Raw genomic sequence first — 16425 nt, forward strand, 5'->3', positions numbered from 1 at the left:
GCACAGGATAGCTGAGTAAGGAAATCCCAGATGACAGAATCCCAACGGGTGGCCCTGGTCACCGGCAGCGCGCGCCGTATCGGCGCCGGCATTGCCCGTCACCTGCATGCCCATGGCTACCGCATCGCCCTGCATGCACACCAGTCCAGCGAGGAGCTGCAGTCACTGGCCTTCGACCTGGAGAGCGAGCGCGCCGGCAGTGTATTGGCGCTGGAGGCTGATCTGCGCGACGTGGCCGCCCTGCCCGACCTGGTCGAACAGGCGGTCAGCCACTTCGGCCGGCTGGATGCACTGGTCAACAACGCCTCCAACTTCTTCCCTACCCCGTTCGGGCAGGTACAGCCAGAGCAATGGGATGAATTGTTCGCGGTGAATACGCGTGCACCGTTCTTCCTTGCACAGGCCGCCGCGCCGCACCTGATCAAGCAACGTGGTGCCATCGTCAACCTGACCGACCTGCACGCCACCCAGCCGCTGCGCGAGCACCCGGCCTACAGCTCGGCCAAGGCCGCGCTGGAGATGGTGACCCGCTCGCTGGCACTGGAACTGGCCCCGCATGTCCGCGTGAATGCCATTGCCCCCGGTGCCATCCTCTGGCCCGAACAGGGCAAGAGCGAGGCGGCCAAGCAGAAGCTGATGGAGCGCACCCCGCTGGGCCGCCTCGGCACCCCGCACGAGATCGCCTCGGCGGTACGCTGGCTGCTGGACGACGCCGGCTACATCACCGGCCAGACCCTGCGCCTGGACGGCGGCCGCCTGCTGACCTAATGCCACGCACCCGTAGTGCCGAGCCATGCTCGGCAGTGGCTTTACCAGCGAACAGCTGCCCTCACCCCAACCCCTCTCTCGCACGCGGGAGAGGGGCTCAGGAAGCCTTCGCCACGCCCACCGTAGTGCCGAGCCATGCTCGGCAAGGGCTCTACCAGCGAACAGCTGCCCTCACCCCAACCCCTCTCCCGCACGCGGGAGAGGGGCTCAGGAAGCCTTCGCCACGCACCCGTAGTGCCGAGCCATGCTCGGCAAGGGCTCTACCGGCAAAAGCCAGCTTGTGGGAGCGGCGTAAGCCGCGAAGCCAACACTGCATCAGCCAGCGAAAAGCCAACCCCTCCCCAACCCTCCCCTTGCCTGCGGCAAAGGGAGGGAGCCAAGCGTAGTGCCGAGCCATGCTCGGCAGGGGCATTACTGGACAAGGCCAATGCCGAGCATGGCCCGCGGGGCGCGGGGCTGCCCGGCCCCCCCCCCCCCGCCCCCCACCCCCCCCCCCCCCCCCCCCCCCCCCCACGACAGGCACAGCCTTACAACTCCACCGTATCGAACGCCTGCCCATATTGCGGGTGCTGCTGCCACATCTGCTGCAGGCTCAGTCCACGCACCGGGTCGATGAAATCCGGGGCGATGTCGGCCAGCGGCTTGAGCACGAAGGCATGCTTCAACTCAGGACGCGGGATGCGTAGATGCCCCGGGCCTTCCACCACCAGGTCGCCGTAATAGACCACGTCGATATCCAGGGTACGGTCGCTGAAACGCGGGCCGGAGCGGTCACGCCCGTGCGCGTCTTCCACCGCATGCAGCCAATCGTCCAGCTCGCCCAGCGGCAGCTCGGTGTCCAACATCACCGCGTTGTTGAGGAAGTCCGGTCCGTCGAAACCCACGGCCGGGGTGCGGTAGGCCGGGGAGACGCGGATCGCGCCAAAACGTTCGCGCAATACGGCAACGGCCGCCTGCAGGTAATGCTGCGGTTGCAGGTTGCTGCCCAGGCTGAGGAGCACGGTGGTCATGAGTTGGTTTGCCTGCGGGCCCGCCCGCGCCACGATGGACGAGCTTGAGCACCGCATCGTAGGAGGGGGCGCACATGATAGGCCAGCCGTCGCCAACCCGCATATGCCAGCAGCGCTGTATCAGCCCACACCGAGCGCGTCGGCTACCGCACGGAATACCCGCTGCATCTCCAGCGGCTTGGGCAGCACGTGTACGCTGATCCCCGACGGCGCCTCGCCATCGGCGAAGGCCGGCGCATTGGCATCCTCCAGCACGATTGCCGGGCCGCGATAGCCCATCGCCTGCATCTCCGCCAACAGCTGTCCCGCCGACAACAGGGGAATGCCGCTGTCGACCAGCACCACATCCGGCAGCCCGGCCTCCTGCAGATGACGCATTGCCACCGCGCCATCGCTGGCCAGGCGCATGCGATAGCCCTGGCTGGACAGCGCATTGCCCAGCAGCGACAAGCGTGTCGCCTCGTCATCGACAACCAGCAGGCGCTCACCATGACCGACACGGGTTCTTTCCAGCGGCTCGGCATCCTCGCTGCCGGCGCTTTCGCACATCGGCAACAGCAGTTCGAAGGTGGTGCCCTCGCCCAGCGCGCTCTGCACCTGGATCTTCCCGCCGATGCTCTCGACGATGCGATGGCAGGACACCAGGCCCAGCCCGGTGCCTTCCGTCTTGGTGGTGAAGAACGGAGTGAACAAACGCTGCACGGTGGCCGCATCCATGCCGATGCCATCATCGCTGACGCGGATGCGCACCATGCCTTCCTCGCCGGCGACACGCTCGGCAACCAGGCTCAAGCTGCCACCGTCGGGCATCGCCTGGATGGCATTGAGCGCAAGATTGAGCAATACCTGCTGCAGCTCGGTGTAATTGGCCTCGATCGCCATGCGATCGTCGGAGACTTCCAGATGCAGCTCGGCATTGCGCGGCAGGCTGCTCTTGAGCAGCATGCCCACCGCCTGGAACAGGCGCTGCAGCACGATCCGTTCGCTGGGTTGGCGTGAGCCACGCACGAAGGACAGCATCGACTCGACCATCTCATGGCCACGGCGTCCGCACTCGGCGATGACATCGGCCAGGCGGACGATCTTGGGATCATCGCTGCGGTCACGGATCAGGTCCGGAATGATTAGCAGGGGCTGCAGGATGTTGCGCAGGTCATGGCTGAGCCCGGCCGCGAGCAGGGCCAGGCTCTCCAGCCGCTGCGCACGCATCAACTCATCTTCAACCCGCAGGCGTTCCAGCTCGCTGCGGGTCTCGCGTACCAGCCGTGCCACCGCCGACGGTAGCCGGGCTGGCTGGTGCTTGATGATGTAATCATTGGCGCCTTGCTGCAGCGCCTCCACCGCGGTCTCCTCACCCATCGTGCCGGAGACGAAAATGAAGGGAACCCTGGGGTGCAGCTCACGCAGGATCTGCAGTGCCTGGTAGCCGGAAAAGCCGGGCATGCTCAGGTCCGACAGCACCATGTCCGGCACATTTTCGGCCAGGGCATCGCGCATCGCCGGCTCGTTGTCGACGCGCTCGAACTCGATCTGCAGACCGGCCTCGAGCAACTGGTCGACGACCAGCTCGGCATCCACCGGCGAATCCTCCACCAGCAGGATTCGCAACGGCCCCAATGGCGCTCCCTTGTTTGGCATCTGTGTTTACTCGTGCTCCGGTGCCTGGTTGATCAACGCCCAGAAGGTGCCGATCGTCCGCACCGCCTGGAAGAACTGGTCGATGTCCACCGGCTTGACCACATAGGCGTTGACGCCCAGGTCCCAGCTGCGGGCCAGGTCGCTCTCTTCGCGCGACGAAGACAGGATCACCACCGGCAGGCGCTTGAGGTCCTCATCGGCGCGGATCAGCCGCAGTACTTCAAGGCCATCCATGCGTGGCATCTTGATGTCCAGCAGCAGCACGGCCGGCAGGCCTTCCTCGCGCTGGGCGAACGCGCCGCGCCTGAGCAGGAAGTCCATTGCTTCAACCCCGTCTTCGACGTGCACGATGGGGTTGGCCAGGGAGGCATCACGCAGCGCATCGATTGCCATTTCGGCATCGGCTTGGCTGTCTTCGGCGAGCAGGATGGTGCGCAGGGGACTCATTCCACGGTGTCCTTGTTGGATGCTTCGGTTGCCTGGGGAAGAACGAAACTGAAAGTGGCGCCTTGATCCACCTGTGCGTCGGCCCAGATGCGGCCGCCGTGCCGGGTCAGCACACGGCGTACGCTGGCCAGGCCAATGCCGGTGCCCGGATATTCCGAGGCCTTGTGCAGCCGCTGGAACACACCGAACAACTTGCTGGCGTATTGCATGTCGAAACCAGCGCCATTGTCGCTGACGCTGAACTGATGGCTGCCGTCGGGCAGCTGTTTGGCGTTGACCTCGATGACCGCCTTGTCGCGCGCCGCGGTGTACTTGACCGCGTTGCCGAGCAGATTCAGCCAGACCTGGCGCAACATGTTTTCATCTCCGATCAGCACCGGCAGCCTGCCGATCTTCCACTCCACCTCGCGCGGCTTGCCATCCTCGCCGGCTTCGTTCTTCAGGTTGGAATCGAGCAGGGCACGGGTATCGGCCACCAGTGACTGCATGTCCACCCGCTGCAGGCGCATCGCGCCGCGTCCCAGCCGCGAGTAGACCAGCAGATCATCGATCAGCGCCGCCATCAGCTGCGCAGAGTTGCTGATCACCTCCAGGTAGTGCTGGGTCTTGCTGTCGCCCCCCTCGCCGAGGTGTCGCCGCAACTTGTCGGAGAAGCCAGCCACATGCCGCAGTGGCGCCCGCAGATCGTGCGAGACCGAGTAACTGAAGGCCTCCAGCTCGCGGTTGACGTCAGCCATCTGCTCGACCTTGCCTTCAAGCTGGTGATTGAGATCCTCCACGTGCTGCTGCACGGCGCGCTGTACGGTGATGTCGCTGATCGTCATCAACACCACGTCATCCTCGGCGTCGGGCAAGGCCATGCGCCGGGCATTGATCAGCATGGTGCGATGCATGCCATCCACGCTGCGTTGCTGGTGTTCGAAATCCCACAGCTCGCGCCCACGCAGCAGTACATCGGCCAGGCGCTGGCGCACCAGCGGGTCCTCCCACGCGCCGTCACCGATGTCCTGCAACTGCTGCAGGCTGATATCGGCATCGTCAACGCCGTACAACTCGGTGAATGCGGTGTTGTGCAGCACCACCCGCAGTTTGCTGTCGAGCAGGACGATGGGCTCACGCACGGTCTGCAGCACCGCACTGGCGCGGGCGCTGGCCTTGCTCAAGCGCAGCTCGACATCGGCACGACCACCGATCTGCCGCTGCAACAACCACAGCACCAGCCCCAGCAGCAGCAACTGCACCGCCAGCGCGGTCCAGGTCACCATCGACGCCAGCTGTTGCTGCTCCCTTGCCTTGGCTGCGCGCTTCACCAGCAGCGCGTCCTCGTGATCCTGCAGCTCCTGCACCAGTTGCCGGATCGGGTATTGGAAGGTCATTTCCTCGATCAGCTCGCGCTGTCGGGGTGAGTCGGTGCTGGCGGCGATTTCCCTGGCCAGCGCCATGCGCCGCTCCAGCATCGAGTCCATCTTGCCGATGCGCACCAGCTGCTCCGGGCTGTCACTGACCAGCTGCGCCAGCTCGGTCAGGTTGACCCCGATACGATCGGCTGTCTGCAGGCGCTCCTGCAGTGCCGGCGAATCGATGCCCTTGGACAAGGTCAGCGCCGCCGATTCGACATCACGGATATCCGCCTGCAGGTTGTACAGGCGCGCGCCCACTGCCTGGGTATGCACGACCCAGTTGGACGCATTCACGCTATCGGCCGCCAACCGCTGCAGGGTCAAGGCCGGCACCACGATGATCAACAACGCGGCCAGACCCAGCCCATACAGGCGCCAGCGGCTCCAGCCATCGTCGGTCAATCGCGTCACCATCCCTTCCCCTGCGTGCTGACGGGCCGGCGCCTGACGCGACGGCCCGGAGTTCATCGACGGTGTCGATCCGGAGTCAATCGATGGTGGCGTGACCAGCACGACAGCATCGTTGACTGTCGGCCAAGGATTGCACGAATAGGTGTACCCGTGCACCCCCAGTCAGCAGGACCTGTGTCGATGCCTGCCTCGTCTACCAGCAAGCCTCAGTCCGCCTCGCCAGCAGGCTTGATCGCATGCCCACCAAACTCATTGCGCATTGCAGCCAGCATGCGGTCGCTGAAGGAATTCGCCTGCCGCGAGCGCAGCCGCTCCAGCAGTGACAAGGTGATCACCGGCGCCGGCACATCCAGTTCGATGGCCTCGGCCACGGTCCAGCGGCCCTCGCCGGAGTCCTCGACGTAGGGAGCGATGCCATCCAGCGCGGGGTTCTTCTGCAGCGCGTCGGCGCTGAGGTCCAGCAACCATGAACGCACCACGCTGCCATGCCGCCAGACCTCGGCCACCTTGCCCACGTCCAGCGCGAACTCGGCCTTCTTCTCCATCAGCGCGAAACCTTCGGCATAGGCCTGCATCATTCCGTACTCGATGCCGTTGTGGACCATCTTGCTGAAGTGTCCGGCACCAACCGGGCCCACATGCGCCCAACCGCGATCAGCTGCCGGTGCCAGCGCCTTGAACAGTGGCGACAGACGCGCCACCACCTCGGTTTCGCCGCCGATCATCAGGCAATAGCCTTCCTGCAATCCCCACACGCCACCGCTGGTGCCGCAGTCCACGAACGCGACCCCGGCTTCCATGCAGCGTGCAGCACGTTGCTGCGACTGCTTGTACCAGGAGTTGCCACCATCGATCACCACGTCACCAGCGGACAGCAGCGGCAGCAGGCTGTCCAGCGTGGCATCGACCACCTTGGACGGCACCATCAGCCACAGTGCACGTGGTGCCGGCAACGCCTCCACCAACGCCGACAATGCGTCCACAGTGGCAATACCGTGCCCGGCCACCTGCGCCCGCGCCTGCTCACCCGGATCAAATCCGGTGACGGCAATCCCCGCATGCTGCAGACGCTGCGCCATGTTGGCGCCCATGCGGCCCAGGCCGATCATTCCCAATTCCATATTGAAGCTCCTCCGACGGTAGTGGCTATCCTGCTGCGCAGGCCCGAACACGGGCCTGCAACCAGCGTTGGTAAATGGTGGTGTGCAGGTTGTGCAGCACCAGCTCGATGACAAACGGTGTACGTGGATTGCGGTCCAGCAAACGCGCGATGTGATACCCGAGCGGACGCACGCCCTGGCGGTGCACGTACAGCATCAGCTCGCGGTACACCGGATCGGCCAGCACCGCATCCATCTGCGCCAGCACGGCCTGCTGCGACGCCGGCAACGCCGCACGCAAGGCCGCGTCACGCTCGTACAGCAGCCGTTCGAAACGCCGCCAACCGCTGCCTGGCAACTGCTGGGCCAACGTCCACAACTTCTTGTTGAGTGCATCGTAATGGACAAAGCTGCCATGCCGCGCCAAGGCCTCGGCCGCCGCCGCGCTGACATCGGTGATCACGAAGTTCTCGGCCTGATTGTTGATGTCATCCAGGTACGCAGCATCGAAAGCATGCACGATATAGCCCGGCGCGCCCATGAATACCTGTCTACCCAGCGCGGAGGTCCGCACCGCCTTGCCGTCGCCGAACAATTCGCCTGCACTGCTGCCCAGCAGGATGCTGCGGGTGTCATGCAGGCTCAGGAAGGTACCGATCGACAGTTCGCCGGAGCTGAACGCGGTATCGAAGGCGGCATCACCAAACAACTCGCGAAACGTCGCCAGCTGCGCCACCTGCCGTCCTACCCCGCATTCGGAGCGGACACGGCCGGAATAGAACGCCTCCATCGCCACCGAATTGCGCGCCTGCGGCGCATAGCCGCGGCCGAAGCTGCGGAACCGCTGCCAGCCCTGCGCACGAGCACCATGGGCACCAAACCCGATCCAGCCCAGCTGCAACGCCGAGAAGCGATAGCCGGGGTTGTCCTGCAGGCGCGAACTTGCCGTGCGCGCCGCATCACCAAGTTTGAAAGCGTAGGCGCAGATGCTCGCCGGCTGCTGCAATACCTGCTCGGCCAACTGCTCGCGTTGTACGGCGCTGTAGACGCGTGGCACCTGCAGGCGCAGGTCACCCTGCGCCTGTGCTTCGGCCAGCGAAGCGCGTCGGCAGGGATCACCGCCGGTTATCTGCGGCGCGGGCGCCTCACTTGGCTCCAGTTGCCAACCCAGCTGCTGCAGAACAGCCATTTTGCAGCCGGCTTCAGCCAGCAACGGCATCGCCAACGCAGACAACACCAGGATCCATCGGCTGGCCCGCTGCTTCGCGTGCCAGCCAAACTTCATCGTGCCGGTTCCGCCGGAACCAGCGGTGTCGCCTGCTCCACGTAGTACTGCAAGCGCCCAAAGAAATTGCGGTAGAACTGCGCGTCCTGGACGGTGCTGCTGGCAACCCGCACCAGCGAGTCGTCATTGCTGCCGAACGGCAGCGACACCGAACCCAACGCGCCGACGCCAACGCTGGCCGAGGTCGGCGACTTCTTCAAGGCATAGCGGTCCTGCACCGCACTCACGAACACCTGTGCCTTGCCGACTCCCTGCGCGGCGCAGGACACCCGCAACACCAGTTGCTCATGCACCTCGTCCTTGGGCTGGAAGTTCTTGTTGCCCTCCACGTTGCTGGCATCGGCACGGGTGATCGCATAGCCCTGGCCAAGCAGCGCGCGTCGCGCGGCCTCGCAGGCCTGCGCCGGTTCAGCATCGATGCTGCGCGTATAGGTATCGCCCGAATCGAAGGATTCGCGCAGCAAGGTGCTGTTGACGGCCTTGCCGCCGCACGCGGTAAGCAACAGGCTCACAACGGCCAGCGCGGGCAGCAGATGTCGGCGCATGTGCAACTCCACAGTCAGCGAAGACCAACAGCATAACGCCGCCAACGCAGGGCTACGTTGACGGCGTTTAAAGCTTGCAGAACCCGTTGTCGCTGCGCTCAGCTCGGCTGTGCGCAGCGCGGTGTCAGTCGGCCCAGCGGCCCGGGCCGGTCGACTGCGGCAGCACCTGCGCCGACAGCGGGCGGTCCTTTTCCAGCACGTTCAAGGCATCGGCGAGGATCGAGGCCGACTCCCTCAACAGCGGGTCCGGACGCTTCTCGGCCGCCTTCTCACGGGCGGCATCCTTGACGATGTCACGCTCGTTGCCGGTCAGGCCATCGTCGTTGCTGTCCTCGGCCAGCGGATCCAGCGGCAGGCCAAGTTCCTTGCGGATCTGCTGGCGCTGCTTGCGCTGTGCTTCCTGCTTGTCACGCTCGGCACGGCGCTCGGCTTCGTTGAGCGATACGTACTTCTTGGCGGCCTCGGTGCGGAACTGCTGCACGTCCTCTTCCCACCACTGGAACTCACGGTCGGCGCGGATGCGCGTTGCATGCAGGGTTTCCAGGCGCGGCACGATCGGTGCGAAGTTGCCGTACTGGGTATGCGGCACGGCGGCAATGCGGGTCCACGGCAAGGCATTGTCGTAGGTGCTTTCACCAAACTCGCTGGCATCGACGCTGGCCGGGAAGGCCAGGTCCGGCACCACGCCCTTGTGCTGGGTGCTGGAGCCACTGACACGGAAGAACTGGGCGATGGTCAGCTTGACCTGGCCAAAGCGTTCCTTCTCGCTGGCCGGCCAACGGTCCAGCGGCACCACGTTCTGCACGGTGCCCTTGCCGAAAGTGGTTTCACCGATCACCAGGCCACGACCGTAGTCCTGGATGGCACCAGCGAAAATCTCCGAGGCCGAGGCCGAGCCACGGTTGATCAGCACCGCCAGCGGGCCGTCCCAGGCCACGGCCGGGTTGCGGTCGCTGTTGACGGTGACGCGGCCGCCGGATTCACGCACCTGCACCACCGGGCCCTGTTCGATGAACAGGCCGGTCAGCTCGATGGCTTCGTCCAGCGAACCGCCGCCGTTGTTGCGCAGGTCCAGCACCACGCCATCGAGCTTGTCGGCCTTGAAACCGGCCAGCAGCTTGGCCACGTCGCGGGTAGCGGAGGCATAGTCGGCGGCATTGCGGCGACGGCCTTCGAAGTCCTGGTAGAAGGTCGGCAGCTTGACCACGCCTATGCGGCGCTCCTGCTCGCCACCGACACCCGGGATGGTCATGGTCTCGCCCTTGGCGGCCTGCTCGGACAGGCGGATCTTCTGCCGGGTCAGGGTCAGCATGCGGTGCTTGCCATCCACGCCTTCGGCGGCCGGGATGTATTCCAGACGTACCTGGGTGTCCTTGGCGCCGCGGATCTTGCCGACCACATCGTCGATGCGCCAGCCGATCACGTCCTCGACCGGGCCGGAACGGCCCTGGCCAACGCCGACGATGCGGTCACCGGCCTTGAGCGTGCCGTCCATCGCCACCGGGCCCCCCGGCACCACTTCGCGGATCACCACCATGTCGTCCTGGCGCTGCAGCTGGGCACCAATGCCCTCCAGCGACAGCGACATGGCCTGGTTGAAGTTCTCGGCCGTACGCGGGGTGAAGTAATCGGTATGCGGATCGACGGCGCTGGTGTAGGCGTTCATGTAGAACGAGAACACGTCGTCACCCTTGAGCTCGTTGATGGTCTTGAGCAGGGTGTCGTAACGCTTGTCCAGGGTCTTGCGGATGTCAGCGGCCGGCTTGCCGGCCAGCTTCAGCCGCAGCCAGTCGTTCTTGACCGACTTGCGCCACAGCTCGTCCAACTCGGCGTTGGTTGCCCACGGCACGTCCTTGCGGTCGTAGTTGAAGCGCTCTTCAACAGTGAAATCAGGCTCCTGGCGCAGCAGGCGACGGGCATAGGCCACGCGCTCGCCCACCCGCTGGCGGTACACCGCGAACACCTGGTAGGCCGGATCCAGCTCGCCGGAACGGATGGCGTCACCAGTCCGAGCCGCCAGCGGCGCGAAGCGATCCACGTCCTCCTTGGTGAAGAACTGCTTGCCGCTGTCCAACGACTCCAGGTAACGCTTGAACACGTCCTGTGAAGTCGCCGCGTCGAGCTGGCGCGGGCGGTAGGCGTAACGGCTGTCCGACAACAAGCCGTAGACCAGCTTGGAGGTGGTGGCCTGGTCGATGGTCGCTGCCGAGGGCAAGGCCGTATCGGCGCGCGCCAGCAAGGCGGCGGGAGCGGTCAGCGCGAGGGCCAGCAGGAAAACGGGAACTCGGTAGTTCATCAAAATACTCGTGGCACCGAATGTTGTGGGGAGACTGCGGGCAAGTTCGACACGCCGACAGTGCCGAAAGTTTCGGCACTTGTCACCTTGCTTGGCTCCAGAGTAGCTGCCGCCCCGTAGCAGTTTGTGAATCGCTGCCGTGGCACCACTCGAACTGACGCGATCCCGGCTGCGGCAGTGGGCCGCAGCAGGATGCTGGGGTCTGGTTCAGACAGCGACGCCGGCGCCGGCCGCCTGCTGGTCGGCGTGGTAGGACGAACGCACCATCGGGCCGGAGGCAACGTGGGTGAAGCCCAGTTCGTAGCCGTAATCCTCGAACGCCTTGTACTCCTCCGGCGTCCAGTAACGCAGCACCGGGTGGTGGTGGGCGGTCGGCTGCAGGTACTGGCCGATGGTCACCATTTCCACGTCGTGCGCGCGCAGGTCACGCAGGGTGGCCTGCACCTGCTCGAAGGTTTCACCCAGGCCGAGCATGATGCCGGACTTGGTCGGCACGTTCGGATGCTGTGCCTTGAAGTTCTTCAACAGGGTCAGCGACCACTGGTAGTCCGCGCCCGGGCGTACGTTGCGGTACAGGTCCGGCACGGTTTCGATGTTGTGGTTGAACACGTCCGGCGGGTTCTGCGCGAGGATTTCCAGCGCGCGTTCCATGCGGCCCTTGCCACGGAAGTCCGGGGTCAGCACTTCGATGCGGGTCTTGGGCGACTTCTCGCGGATGGCGGTGATGCAGTCGACGAAGTGCTGGGCACCGCCGTCACGCAGGTCATCGCGGTCGACGCTGGTCACCACCACGTACTTCAAGCCCATGTCGGCCACGGTCTGGCCAAGGCTGGCCGGTTCGTTGGCGTCCGGCGGCTTGGGCCGGCCGTGGGCCACATCGCAGAACGAGCAGCGGCGGGTACAGACTTCACCCAGGATCATGAAGGTGGCGGTGCCATGGCCGAAGCATTCGTGGATGTTCGGGCAGCTGGCTTCCTCGCACACCGTCACCAGGCGGTTCTCGCGCAGCTTGGCCTTGAGGTTGGCCACAGCATTGCCCGAAGGAATGCGCACGCGGATCCAGGAAGGCTTGCGCAGCACCGGCGCGTCGGCGAACTGCACCGGCGAGCGGTTGATCTTGTCGCCGCCAAGCTGTTTGACACCGGCCTGCAACGGTGCGGACGGAATGTCGCCCTGCACGACCTGCAGGGGGATGGAGCGCGTGGTGGTTTCAGTCATGGCGTTATCAGCGGTCTCAGAGCCGCGTAGTCAGATCGGGCAGTTCGGGCGTCGGCTGCAAGGCCAGGCCGAACTGCTGGGCCAGATGGGACAGCAGCACCGACTTGACCGCTTCGATGCCCGAAGGACCGCCCAAGTCTAGCACCGAGGTCACCTGCATCCCGGCGTAACCGCAGGGGTTGATGCGGTGGAAGGGTTCCAGGTCCAGCGACACATTGAACGCCAGCCCGTGGAAACTGCAGCCGCGGCGCACGCGGATGCCGAGCGCGGCGATCTTGGCGCCGCCGACGTAGACACCGGGCGCGCCGTCCATGCGTTCGGCACCGATGTTCCATTCATCCAGCGTATCGATGATGGCCTGCTCGATCCGGCACACGTAATCGCGCACACCGATGCCGAGCCGGCGCAGGTCCAGCAGCGGATAGACCACGATCTGTCCCGGCCCGTGATAGGTCACCTGGCCGCCGCGGTCCACATGCAGCACCGGGATATCACCGGCCGCGAGCACGTGCTCGGGCTTGCCGGCCTGGCCCAGGGTGAACACCGGGTCATGCTCGACCACCCACAGCTCATCGGCGGAGTCGTCGGTACGGGTATCAGTGAACTGCTGCATGGCATGCCAGACGGGCTCATAGCCCTGCCGGCCCAGATCCCGCAGCAACGCTGGCCGCAGCGCCTTGCGCTGCGTTTCTGCCGCACAGGCGGTTACAGCGTCCACTTCACTTCCGGATGCTCACGCATCGCCGTGTGGGCAGCATCGTACTGTTCGCGGCTCTCCGCCTTGAAGGCGATGCGCACCGAGACGTACTTGCCGTTGGAGGACTGTTTCCAGCTGATGCGCTCTTCCAGTACCTCGATACCGGCGCTTTGCAGCAACTTGGGCAGTTCAGCTTCCAGGCCGATATTGGCTGCGCCCATGGCGCTGAGCTCAAAGGTACCGGGGAACTGGAAGCCGTGTTCAGGGTTGTCGGACTTGATTTCCATGCCGCCATTATCGGGGCGAACGCCTACAAACCCAAGGCCACAGCCGATCCACAGCCTTCCACCGGCGCCGGGTAGTGCCGAGCCATGCTCGGCAGGGGCCGTTCCCAACACACCTGTCCGTAGTGCCGAGCCATGCTCAGCAGAAGCCTTACCGGCAACGCTCGCAGTAGGAGCGGCGTCAGCCGCGAAGCTCATGGATGTTCAGGTTGCGGGCATTGCCATTGATGCAGATGGCCAGCTTCGCGGCTGACGCCGCTCCCACATTGGCCGCAGGGCAAGCCCCTGCCGAGCATGGATCGGCACCACAGCCCCGCCCGGAAACCAGAAAGGCCGCTTGCGCGGCCCTTCTGCGGGGGTAAACCCAGGCTTACTTGGACAGCTGCAACAGGGTGGACGACACCCAGCCACGGTTGCCCAGTTCGTCCTCGACTTCCCACATCACGCCTTCCTTGGTGCCGGTCGGGTACAGCATCATCCCGGCTTCCAGGGTGCGGACCGGTGCACCGGTGCCGCGGGCATTGGCCAGCAGGCGGCCGGCACGGGTCACCGTCACCGCCTGCTGCGCGTTGGCGGCAGAGGCGTTATCCGGCAAGCCACCCAGCTGCGCGATGATGTCGGTATAGGCCTGCAGGTAGGCCATGGTGATCACCTGGCCGATTTCGGTGTTGGCATAACCGCCAACGCCCGCAGCGCCGAGGCCGCTGCCGCCGAACAGGCCGCCGCTGGCACCGAAGCCCATGTCACTCTTGCGCGCCGAACCTTCGGAGATGGCGACCTGCTCAGACGAACGCACGTCGGTCACGGTCAGCACCACGTCAGCAGTCTTGCTGGTGAAGTTCAAACCACCCACGACCGCACCTGCGCGACCACCGATCAGGCCACCAAGCAGGCCACCGATACCACTGCCACCGGCGTTGCTGTTCTGCGAGATCAGGTCCGGGATCATCACGTAGTCAGCAGCCTTGATCTGGCCCTTGCCGACGTTGGAACGACCACGCAGGTCGCCACTGGCTGCCAGTTCACGCTCGAACTGACCAGCGGCCATACCGGCACCGCGATCCACCAGGGTGAAACAGCGCGAGCGGCTGACAAAGGCCTTGATCAACCGCGACGGCGCCGGCAGCTGCTGACCGGTCCACCAATGGGTGGAGTCTTCCGGCTCGATCACCGACAAGGTGCCGATCGGACGCTGGCAGGTTGGAATCTGTGCGGCAGCCTGTTGGCGCTGTTCCTGCGCCTGGGTGCCCTTGTTCTTGAATGCGGCCTCGGCCGGCTGGCTGCTGACAGCAGCGGCGATACCCAGAGTGAAAACAGCTGCAGCGAGCGGCGAAAAAACGTTACGCATCTGATACTTCCCCATTAACCTGCACCTTACGAGGTGCGTTCCTTTGGCTTTGAGACCCTGCGGTAAGACTCTGTCCCTGATGTTACCTGGCAGACGAGCAAGGTCCGGTCCGCCGGAATCCTAACCCAGACCGGTGTCAGCGTGCATGACGTTTTTGTGAGGCAGCTCCCTTTACATGGACTGAAGCTGCACCTGTATCACCCAGTCTCTCCGAAAAAATGGCGGCCAGACGACATCGGTCACCTCCAGTTCGCCATCGCTTTCGTTGCAGAAGCCATCGTAGCGCCGCATCACCCAGAACCCCATCCAGCGCGGAGATCGCGGGCATATCCCCATTCAGCCCCGACCACATGCAGCCAGCTGAACCGAAGCGCATGCACCAACTCCAGAAGCGGCACCAGGTATCGACTGAAGACAGGGCTGGATGCATGAACGACAGCCACGCTGCGGTCTGCCTGTGCACGCCAACTGCGCACCAAAACGAATGCGCGCCAACAACGCGTCACCCACATGAGGACTGTCTCACCAGGGAAAACTTCCATCCCGCCAGACCGACGAAAGCCAGACCAGGAAAGCGGCGACAATGACGAGCGCAATTGAACCGCGCCGCGCGCATGCATACGAAGCGCCCTCCAGCCAAGACCACCCACCTCGTCTGGTGCGCGCATCCACGCGCGGAAATCCATCGTCACACCCACAACAATCTGTCCGCTCGATAGCGATATGCCGACCCACAACGGATCACTAAGCTGCATGTCACTCTGCCGGCGAGGAGTCCGTACATGAAGAAAGGCACCCGACTGCTGTTACTGATGGCAGGCAGCCTTGCAATCCCCCCCGCTTGGGCAGCGCAACAATGCGCACAAAGCGCCTTGAGCGACCACCCGCCTGCAATCAATTTCCGCGTCGACAATGACCTGCTCGGCGGTGCACAGCAGGATCAGGGATACACCAATGGCGCGATGTTCACGCTGGTGTCGCCCAACCTGCAGGACTACACCGACGACCCCTGCCTGCCGCGCCTTGCGCGCTGGATGAATCGTCACCTGGAACGCCTGCATCCTGGTGAATTCCAGCAGCAGAACATGATTTTCAGTTTCGGCCAGGGCCTGTACACACCGACCGACAACACCCGTAGCGACCTGATCGAAGATGACCGCCCGTATGCAGCGGTGTTGATGGTCAACTTCGGCTACAACGCGCGTAACGGCAACCACCTGCGCACCACCCAGTTGGCGCTGGGGATGGTTGGCCCCTCCGCGCAGGGAAAGCAGGTGCAGGATGCCGTGCACAGCGTTCTTGGCGATGAGAAGTTCATGGGCTGGGACAACCAGTTGCATGACGAACCGGTGTTCAAACTCTTGCATGAGCGTATGCAACGCTGGCCTGCCGAAGGTAACGCGAGCGGTTGGGGCTGGGACGCGATCAGCCATTGGGGTGGCGCCATCGGCAACCTGGCTACGTATGCCAATGTTGGTGGCGAAGTACGTTTCGGCTGGAAGCTGCCTGACGACTTCGGCAGCTCACCGATGCGCCCCGCCGGTGAGAACACCGCACCCACCCGCCGCGGCCGTGCAGAAGGCTGGTCCAGCCATCTGTTCGTCACCAGCGACGCGCGTTGGGTACTGCGTGACATCACCCTGGATGGCAACACCTTCCGCAACAGCCACAGCGTGGACAAGCGCCCGTTTGTCGGCGACATCGGCTATGGCGTTGCAGTGATGCGTGGCAAGTGGAAATTCGCGCTGGCGCGTTACCACCGCACCCGCGAATTCGACGGCCAGAAAGAGACGCCGGTATTCGGCAGCTTCACCATCAGCCGCACGCTTTGATTGCAGCTGCCGGCGCAGCGCAGTTGCTGCGTTTTGTAGAAAGAGAAAAGCGCAAAAGCGCCCTCACCCCAACCCCTCTCCCGCACGCGGGAGAGGGGCTAGCAATGCGTCGGCTGCCAGTGCACTAGCCCCTCTCCCGCGTGCGG

General features: G+C 64.6%; 14 protein-coding genes. 2 read left to right on the forward strand and 12 right to left on the reverse strand.

From position 1 onward, the window contains the following. Positions 1 to 30 precede the first annotated feature (30 nt). Positions 31 to 768, forward strand: coding sequence for a pteridine reductase (locus AC13FW_RS02110; protein WP_482988030.1), 738 nt, complete (start codon positions 31 to 33; stop codon positions 766 to 768). Positions 769 to 1295: 527 nt separating this feature from the next. On the opposite strand, the gene folK is transcribed toward AC13FW_RS02110, so the two are convergent. The 12 genes from folK to AC13FW_RS02170 all read right to left on the reverse strand — a co-directional run bounded on the left by folK (position 1296) and on the right by AC13FW_RS02170 (position 14447). Continuing rightward, positions 1296 to 1778: a 2-amino-4-hydroxy-6-hydroxymethyldihydropteridine diphosphokinase gene (gene folK, locus AC13FW_RS02115; protein ID WP_296253418.1), complete on the reverse strand. Its 483-nt coding sequence runs from the start codon at positions 1776 to 1778 to the stop codon at positions 1296 to 1298. 120 nt (positions 1779 to 1898) lie between these two features. Then, the gene (locus AC13FW_RS02120; RefSeq protein ID WP_482988031.1) at positions 1899 to 3416 is read right to left on the reverse strand and encodes an ATP-binding response regulator; all 1518 of its coding nucleotides are present in this window, start codon (positions 3414 to 3416) and stop codon (positions 1899 to 1901) included. A gap of 6 nt (positions 3417 to 3422) precedes the next feature. Continuing rightward, positions 3423 to 3863, reverse strand: coding sequence for a response regulator (locus AC13FW_RS02125; protein WP_282271069.1), 441 nt, complete (start codon positions 3861 to 3863; stop codon positions 3423 to 3425). Beyond that, positions 3860 to 5677 carry a sensor histidine kinase gene (locus tag AC13FW_RS02130; RefSeq protein ID WP_481615556.1) on the reverse strand — a complete coding sequence of 606 codons (1818 nt, stop codon included), beginning with the start codon at positions 5675 to 5677 and terminating at the stop codon, positions 3860 to 3862. Before AC13FW_RS02130 ends, AC13FW_RS02125 begins: the two co-directional genes overlap by 4 nt. Positions 5678 to 5880: 203 nt before the next feature. Continuing rightward, positions 5881 to 6846, reverse strand: coding sequence for a phosphogluconate dehydrogenase (NAD(+)-dependent, decarboxylating) (gene gnd / locus AC13FW_RS02135; RefSeq protein ID WP_482988032.1), 966 nt, complete (start codon positions 6844 to 6846; stop codon positions 5881 to 5883). Next, positions 6821 to 8059: a hypothetical protein gene (locus AC13FW_RS02140; protein ID WP_482988033.1), complete on the reverse strand. Its 1239-nt coding sequence runs from the start codon at positions 8057 to 8059 to the stop codon at positions 6821 to 6823. Before AC13FW_RS02140 ends, gnd begins: the two co-directional genes overlap by 26 nt. After that, a complete protein-coding gene (locus tag AC13FW_RS02145; RefSeq protein ID WP_482988034.1) occupies positions 8056 to 8604 on the reverse strand; it encodes a DUF2242 domain-containing protein in 549 nt (182 codons plus the stop codon). The genes AC13FW_RS02140 and AC13FW_RS02145 overlap by 4 nt, the downstream gene beginning before the upstream one ends. A 124-nt stretch (positions 8605 to 8728) precedes the next feature. Beyond that, complete coding sequence (locus AC13FW_RS02150; protein ID WP_482987338.1) at positions 8729 to 10900, reverse strand: carboxy terminal-processing peptidase; 2172 nt, start codon at positions 10898 to 10900, stop codon at positions 8729 to 8731. A 207-nt stretch (positions 10901 to 11107) separates the two neighbouring features. After that, on the reverse strand, positions 11108 to 12118 hold the full coding sequence (gene lipA, locus AC13FW_RS02155) for a lipoyl synthase (RefSeq protein ID WP_481513795.1): 1011 nt from the start codon (positions 12116 to 12118) through the stop codon (positions 11108 to 11110). Positions 12119 to 12134: 16 nt separating this feature from the next. Continuing rightward, on the reverse strand, positions 12135 to 12836 hold the full coding sequence (gene lipB / locus AC13FW_RS02160) for a lipoyl(octanoyl) transferase LipB (RefSeq protein ID WP_482988035.1): 702 nt from the start codon (positions 12834 to 12836) through the stop codon (positions 12135 to 12137). Next, complete coding sequence (locus AC13FW_RS02165) at positions 12824 to 13102, reverse strand: DUF493 family protein (RefSeq protein WP_282271059.1); 279 nt, start codon at positions 13100 to 13102, stop codon at positions 12824 to 12826. Before AC13FW_RS02165 ends, lipB begins: the two co-directional genes overlap by 13 nt. A gap of 367 nt (positions 13103 to 13469) precedes the next feature. Continuing rightward, entirely contained in the window at positions 13470 to 14447 is a 978-nt protein-coding gene (locus AC13FW_RS02170; RefSeq protein WP_296250952.1) for a CsgG/HfaB family protein, read from the reverse strand. A gap of 782 nt (positions 14448 to 15229) precedes the next feature. Here AC13FW_RS02170 and AC13FW_RS02175 point away from each other — a divergent pair. After that, positions 15230 to 16279, forward strand: a complete 1050-nt coding sequence (locus AC13FW_RS02175; RefSeq protein ID WP_482988036.1) for a lipid A deacylase LpxR family protein — start codon at positions 15230 to 15232, stop codon at positions 16277 to 16279. Positions 16280 to 16425: the final 146 nt, after the last annotated feature.

This window comes from Stenotrophomonas sp. 21LCFQ19, assembly GCF_056861425.1.